The sequence below is a fragment of the Bradyrhizobium sp. genome, assembly GCF_019244115.1.
Taxonomy (GTDB): Bacteria; Pseudomonadota; Alphaproteobacteria; order Rhizobiales; family Xanthobacteraceae; genus Bradyrhizobium.
This window is the reverse complement of the sequence record NZ_JAFATE010000759.1, coordinates 1-6,373: the sequence shown is the minus strand read 5'-3', so window position 1 is coordinate 6,373 and position 6,373 is coordinate 1. Positions and strand designations below refer to the sequence as shown.

The window sequence follows — 6,373 nt, the reverse complement described above, 5'->3', positions numbered from 1 at the left end:
CTGACGCGTGCGTCCATCCTCGTCAGCCAGCGATAGGCAAAGAACAGCGCCGCGGCCGTATAGAGCGTGCCCATGGGCACCCACATCAGGATGCCGGCAAGCTGCTGGTCCTCGAGCGGCGACAGGCCGAACGCGCCGGCAAGCGCGCCCTGGCCGGGGATCCAGATCCTTGTCGACAGCGTCAATAGCGCCCCGAGCACGCCGGAATGCAGGACCGTTACGAACAGGCAGGCGATGGCGATGCCATCACGAACACGCATGCTGCGGCCGCGGCCGCGACCATGCAGCAGCACCCACCAGAACAAAAGCGCGGTCGCAAAAAAGCTGACGTGCTGAAGACGATGCACCACGGGGCTCGCCAGCGCCCAGGCATAGAGCGGCGGTGCATGCCAAACCCAAAGCGCTGCGCCATGCACGATGGTCGCGCTCACGGGATGGCTCGCCAAGGCCCATGCTCCGGCGAGCGGCGTGAAATTGAAAATGCGGCCTGTTGCGGGACGAAATGACGGCGGCAGGCTCCACAACAGCGGACCATTGATCCGCGCGAAGGCCATCAGCGGCGCGGCGACCAGCATGAGCAGTTCGTGCTCGATCATATGTGCGGTGAACAGGCGCTCGCCAAGCCAGTGAAGCGGCGAGGTCACGGCAAGGGCGACGATCAGCCAGCCGGTCCAGAACGCCGCGACCTGGCGGAAGCTGACGCCACGCCCGGCGCCGGCGTTTTGCCAGAGCCGCTGCGTTCCGGCATAAAAGCCGATGCCCACCAGATAAAGCGGGGTCAGCAGCCACGGATCATAGCTCCAGAGCGATCCGGGATCGACGTCGGAAATGCCGTGGCCCCAAGCCGGTTGCGCGAGCAGCGCCAGCAACAGTGGGAGCAAGCTCAGCGCAGGCATGGGCTGATGATGAGGGAGGCAGCAAGCTGATTTGCGATCACCAGCGCAAACAGAACGCCGGTCCCGACGCCGAGCCATGCCATGAATGTTCGGGGACCACCGCCTTGCGCATCGGCCCATTCGGCGCCTGCGCTGCGACGCACGGCGCGGGCCGACACGGTCGTGCCGGCAAGGGCCACGATGGCCAGCACGATGCTCAAGATCGCGCCGCTCAGCCTCGTCTTCTCGCACGAGAAGTGCGCAAACGTGTAGACGCCTTGCAGGTTGATGCCCCACGCCAGCGGCCCGAGCGCGACGCCGGCCCAATAAAGCAGTCGGGTATGTCCATCACCGGTGGTCATAGGCGCGGCACCCAGTCGAGCAGGAAATAGAGCGGCAGCCAGGCGAGCACGACAAAGTTCCAGTAGAACACGTTGTCGGTCACGTCGCTGAACCGCCGAGGCTTCGCGTGGTGCGTGAACATCAGCACCGCCAGTACGACGGTGTCGCCCACATCCGTGGCCAGATGGGTCGTGTGCAGTCCCAGAATGAGCCAGACTACGGAGCCGTAGGCGGAATTGTCCCAGCGGGTATTGAGATGCGCGAATTCGAAGCCGCGCAGCACAAGCAGCACTATGCCGATCAGAGACATCACGATGAGGCAAATGCGGACTCTCGGCAGATCCTGCCGCTGCGCCACGCGGTTGGTATATTCATTGGGGATGATGCTCAGCAGATAGAGCGCTGCTTCGACTGTACCAGGCCACAGATCGGGCGGCGAAGCTCCGATCGGCCAGGTCGGATTGACGGCATAGAGATAGAGGTAGGTGCCGATTGCGATGGCAAAGCCCATGCCTTCCAGGGCCATGAAGCCCATGGCGCCCCACCAGGGGCCACTGCGCGGCCCGAAGCCGAACGTCGGCAGCTCGGCGACGTTGCGGACGATGGTCTGCTTCACGCCTCATCCTCCCTGCTGCCGGTCGGCCAGAACCAGCCGATCAGCGTGATGGCCATTGGCGGCGTACCCCACAGGACCGCCCAGGGCGTGAAGATCGAGCCGATGAAGAACACGGTCGTGGCGATCGCGGTGAGCAACGGCCAGATGCTCGGCTCGGGAGAAGCCTCGCGGACCTGCGGTTCGGCCTCTGCAAGCGAGGTGAGCAGGACTTCGCGGCGCTCCGCACTCAGGCCGGCGACGACGGGGAGGCTCTCGCTGTCGGCCCACAGCGGATCGCGATGCTTGACGACGGGGATGCGATCGAAATTGTGGGGCGGAGGAGGTGACGAGGTTGCCCATTCGAGCGTGGACGCGTTCCAGGGATTGTCGCCCGCCCGCGCACCTTTGCGGAGGCTATAGATCACGTTGGCGAGCAGCAGCGCAAAGCTGAGTGCGAAAATGAAGGCGCCGACGCTGGACAACAGATTGAGGCGCTCCCAGCCCATCTCGGCCGTGTAAGTATAGACCCGGCGCGGCATCCCGATCAGCCCGAGGATATGCATCGGGAAGAACGCGACGTTGAAGCCGATGAAGGCGAGCCAGAAATTCCATCGACCGACGCTTTCGCTCAGCATCCGGCCAGTGATCTTGGGAAACCAGTAGTAGACAGCGCCGAGAAGCGGAAACACCGCACCGCCGATCAGCACGTAATGGAAGTGCGCGACGACGAAATAGGTATCATGCACCTGGGTGTCGATGGGGACCGATGCGACCATCACGCCGGAGAGGCCGCCGATCACGAAGATCGCAATGAAGCCGAGCACGAACAACAGCGGCGTCCGATAGACCGGACGGCCATCCCAAAGCGTCGCCAGCCAGCAGAAGATCTGGAGCCCGCTCGGCACCGCGATCAGCATGCTGGAAGCCGTGAAAAGTCCCGCGCCAAGCTGGGGCAGGCCAGTCACGAACATGTGGTGCACCCAGAGGCCAAACGACAGGAAGCCGATCGCTATCAGCGAGAGGATGATGACGGGATAACCGATCACCGGCCGGCGCGCGAAAGTGGCCAATATCATCGATACCATCCCCGTCCCCGGGATGAAGATGATGTAGACCTCGGGATGACCGAAGAACCAGAACAGATGCTGCCAGAGCAGCGGGTGGCCGCCCGACGAGGAATCGTAGAAGCGGGTGTTCACCAGGCGGTCCAGGATCAGCGACGTCGATGCGACCATGATCGAGGGCATGGCGAACATCACCAGGAAGGCGGTGACCAGCATTGCCCACACGAACAGGGGAATGCGGTCGAGCGTCATGCCGGGCGCGCGCAGCTTGAACACGGTCACGACGATCTCCACGGCGACCGCCAGTGCGGCAACCTCGGTGAAAGTGATCATCTGAGCCCAGACGTCCGCGCGTTTGGTCGGCGTGAACTGGAGGCTGGAGAGCGGAACGTAGGCAAACCAGCCGACATCGGGACCGACGTTGAGCAGGAAGGAAATCCAGAGAAAGCAGCCGCCGAACAGAAACATCCAAAAGCTGAAGGCATTCAGGCGGGGAAAGGCGATGTTCCTGGTGCCAACCATCAGCGGCACGAGATAGACTGCGAAGGCCTCCATGACGGGCACGGCGAACAGGAACATCATGGTCGAGCCGTGCATCGTGAAGATCTGGTTGTACTTGTCCGGTGACAGAAACGTCTTTTCCGGACCCGCAAGCTGCACGCGCATCAGCATTGCAAGAATGCCGCCGAGAAGCAGGAAGGCGAACGCGGTAACGATATAGCGGCGACCGACGACCTTGTGGTCGACCGACATGAGCGCTCCGAGCAGCCCCGAAGGCGTGCGCCAGATCCGCTCGAGCTGGGCGGACAGCTGCAACCCATCCAGGCTCTCGTCCCGCAACTCCCGATCATCGGCCGCCATACTCACTTGAGCTGCTCCAGATAGTGGATGATTGCGATGAGCTCGTCCGATTGCAGCGGCATCCGCGGCATCAGATTGCCGGGTTTGATGTGCTGGGGATCGGCGATCCAGGCGCCGAGCGTCGCCGGGCTCAGTGGCAGCGTTCCGGCTGCCACTGTCGTGCGATTGCCGACATGCGTGAGATCCGGGCCCAATTGCCCGCCGGCCAGCGTCCCGCGGATGTTGTGGCAGAGCGCGCAGCCGCGCCCGCGAAACAGATCTTCGCCTTGCTTGCCGAGCGGATCCGCGGGACTGTTCGCGCTCTGGTTCTCGTGATCGCGCCAGCGGCCGAACTCGTCAGGCGGCAGGGCGATGACGGCGAAAGCCATATGAGCGTGCTGAAGCCCACAGAACTCGGCGCATTGCCCGCGATAGATGCCGGCGTTCTTGGCGGTGAATTGCAGCTCGTTTTTCTGCCCCGTAATGAGGTCCATCTTTCCCGTCAAGCTCGGCACCCAGAAACTATGGATCACGTCGGCGGATTCGAGCTCCACCTTCACCGGCTGGCCGGTCGGGATGCGGATCTCGTTGGCGGTCACAAAGCTCTGGTGAGGACTGTCCGCCTCATAATGGACCTCCCACCACCACTGATGGCCGATGATCTTGAGCGTGAGCGCGTTCTCGTCCTTGGCGAAGACCGTGCGCTGTCCGGCGTAGCTGACGAAGGAGAGCCCGAGCACAATGATGACCGTGGCGATTCCAAGCCCGAGGATGAGGCGGCCGCTGCCTTCTTCAAAGCGCCGATCAAGGTCGAGCGGCTGATTGCTTGCGCGCTTCCGGCGCAACATTCCGATGCCGAGAACGACCATGACAGCGATCCAGACGATCGCGGCGATGATCAGGAAGATGAACAGCGTGTGACGGATCTGGTCAGACTGGAGCCCTTGCGGATCAAGCGCCGATTGCCGGCCGCTGCAAGCTGCCAGTAGCCAGGTCGCAAGAAAGACCAGAGCCGTTCGAACCCGGACAGGCATCAATGTTCGTATGCTCCCCTTTGGGAGCGGAACAGGCCAATCCTACAAAGGTTCCTATTCGGTGACGGAGCGATTGTCTCGGCATTCCTTCCCTCTGACGACCGAACTAGAACGGCCAGCCTTTGGTGGCCATCACGATCGCCGCATCGCCGATGGCCATCAGCAGCAAGACGGCGATCACGGCGATCATCGCTCCGGGCTGGGCAAGCACGCGCAGGTCTTCAGGCATGTTCTGGATCCCGATTGGCCGCTGGTCCATTCCGGCAATGTGCTGCTCATGCAGATGTTCCCGCGCCGGCTCCCGGGAGCCTGTCCATCGCCCCTTACTCTTCGGGCTTGTCGAGTTCGGCTGCGACTTGGCCGTAGTTCAGCAGCGCGACGAGGGTCGTTCCGCCTGCGATGTTGCCAAGCAGGGTGGGAAGGAAGAAGCTCGAGGCATACTGATGAAGCGATGCATTCCCACTTTGCACCAGGAAGGCGCACTCGGTTGAGCCGGCGATGATGTGGGAGAATTCGCCGAGAGCGATCACATAGGTCATGATGACGATGATATGCACCCGTGATCCCTTGGTGGCGGGCAGCAGCCACATCATCAGGGCGATCAGCCAGCCGGCAAATACCGCGCGGACAAAGGTCGACGAAAAGCTGCCCTCGATGGTGTGCCGGCTGAGGTCGAGAAACGCAGCCATCGTCCGAGCATCGAAAATACCGGTATGCGCGAGCGCCGATCCAAAGGCCCACGTACCGACGATGTTGGATGCGAGCACGAGCGCCCACAGCTTAAGCACCTTCGCCAAGATGCCGAGGTCGCGGTGGTGGAGCAGGGGCAGGATCGGTGTCAGCGTGTTCTCGGTGAAAAGCTGCTGTCGCCCCAGTACCACGACGAGAAAGCCCACCGTATAGCCGAGCGGCGCGACCAGCCGCCGGGTCGCTTCGTCGACTATCGCGGCGTGAAATTCTCCCTGGACGATGAGTGACAGCCCGATCGACAGGCCGGCAGCAAGACCGGACATCAAAATGGCCCACCAGTGCCGCCGGAGTTCCTGCTCCCCTTCGGCGCGAATCGTTTCATGGATGAGCGCTGCGCTCGGCCGGCTCTGGGACTCGATCTCCTTCGTCTGGCGGGCCGACATGCCGTCCAGCTCCGATGCCGGATTGAAGGAGTCCGAATCCGTTGGCTTATCCACGTGCGTACCCAGGGAGTGTTGGTCCAACTCAAAGCTGCCGAACGGGATCTGTTCCTACTTCACGTATCGCTGCAAGAATCGCAAGCGCGATACCGATCGGTCATGCATTCCTTGGTGACGAGGGCGCGGCGCCGAAGCCGAGCGATGACGAGATCGCGGACGAACGGCCGACACGAAAGCGCGTCAATCGGACTAGCCTGGTGTACGGCGCCGCTGCGCGAACTGGCCGGCTCGGCCGCAATTGAGCCCGAGTACAGGGCATTCTAACCTAGGTTAACCGGGACGGAGTTATCACGCCGACAGCCACGTCCATTTACTTGCGTTTATGCGCGCTTCGCTCGCAACGTGTATGATTTGTGTACTTGCAAATAGCGATGCGGGTCTCATGGAAACAGTAGTCAGCAAAAAGAGGCGAAGGCGGTTCAAGCAAACGCTG

General features: G+C 62.4%; 7 protein-coding genes. All 7 read right to left on the bottom strand.

Annotated features, from left to right (window positions below; translation table 11 throughout):
• On the bottom strand, positions 1-896 hold an 896-nt coding region (locus JOZ76_RS32600), incomplete at its 3' end, for a cytochrome c oxidase assembly protein (RefSeq protein WP_291705497.1).
• Positions 884-1,237, bottom strand: coding sequence for a hypothetical protein (locus JOZ76_RS32595; RefSeq protein ID WP_291705496.1), 354 nt, complete (start codon positions 1,235-1,237; stop codon positions 884-886). The genes JOZ76_RS32600 and JOZ76_RS32595, both read right to left, overlap by 13 nt.
• Positions 1,234-1,833 (bottom strand): cytochrome c oxidase subunit 3, encoded by a 600-nt coding sequence (locus tag JOZ76_RS32590; protein WP_291705495.1) that lies wholly within the window; start codon positions 1,831-1,833, stop codon positions 1,234-1,236. Before JOZ76_RS32590 ends, JOZ76_RS32595 begins: the two co-directional genes overlap by 4 nt.
• Positions 1,830-3,737, bottom strand: coding sequence for a cytochrome c oxidase subunit I (gene ctaD, locus JOZ76_RS32585; RefSeq protein WP_291705499.1), 1,908 nt, complete (start codon positions 3,735-3,737; stop codon positions 1,830-1,832). The genes JOZ76_RS32590 and ctaD overlap by 4 nt, the downstream gene beginning before the upstream one ends.
• A gap of 2 nt (positions 3,738-3,739) precedes the next feature.
• Positions 3,740-4,750 (bottom strand): cytochrome c oxidase subunit II, encoded by a 1,011-nt coding sequence (gene coxB, locus JOZ76_RS32580; RefSeq protein ID WP_291705494.1) that lies wholly within the window; start codon positions 4,748-4,750, stop codon positions 3,740-3,742.
• Positions 4,751-4,856: 106 nt separating this feature from the next.
• A complete protein-coding gene (locus JOZ76_RS32575; RefSeq protein ID WP_291705493.1) occupies positions 4,857-4,979 on the bottom strand; it encodes a hypothetical protein in 123 nt (40 codons plus the stop codon).
• A gap of 94 nt (positions 4,980-5,073) precedes the next feature.
• Positions 5,074-5,937, bottom strand: a complete 864-nt coding sequence (locus tag JOZ76_RS32570) for a formate/nitrite transporter family protein (protein ID WP_291705498.1) — start codon at positions 5,935-5,937, stop codon at positions 5,074-5,076.
• Positions 5,938-6,373 lie beyond the last annotated feature (436 nt).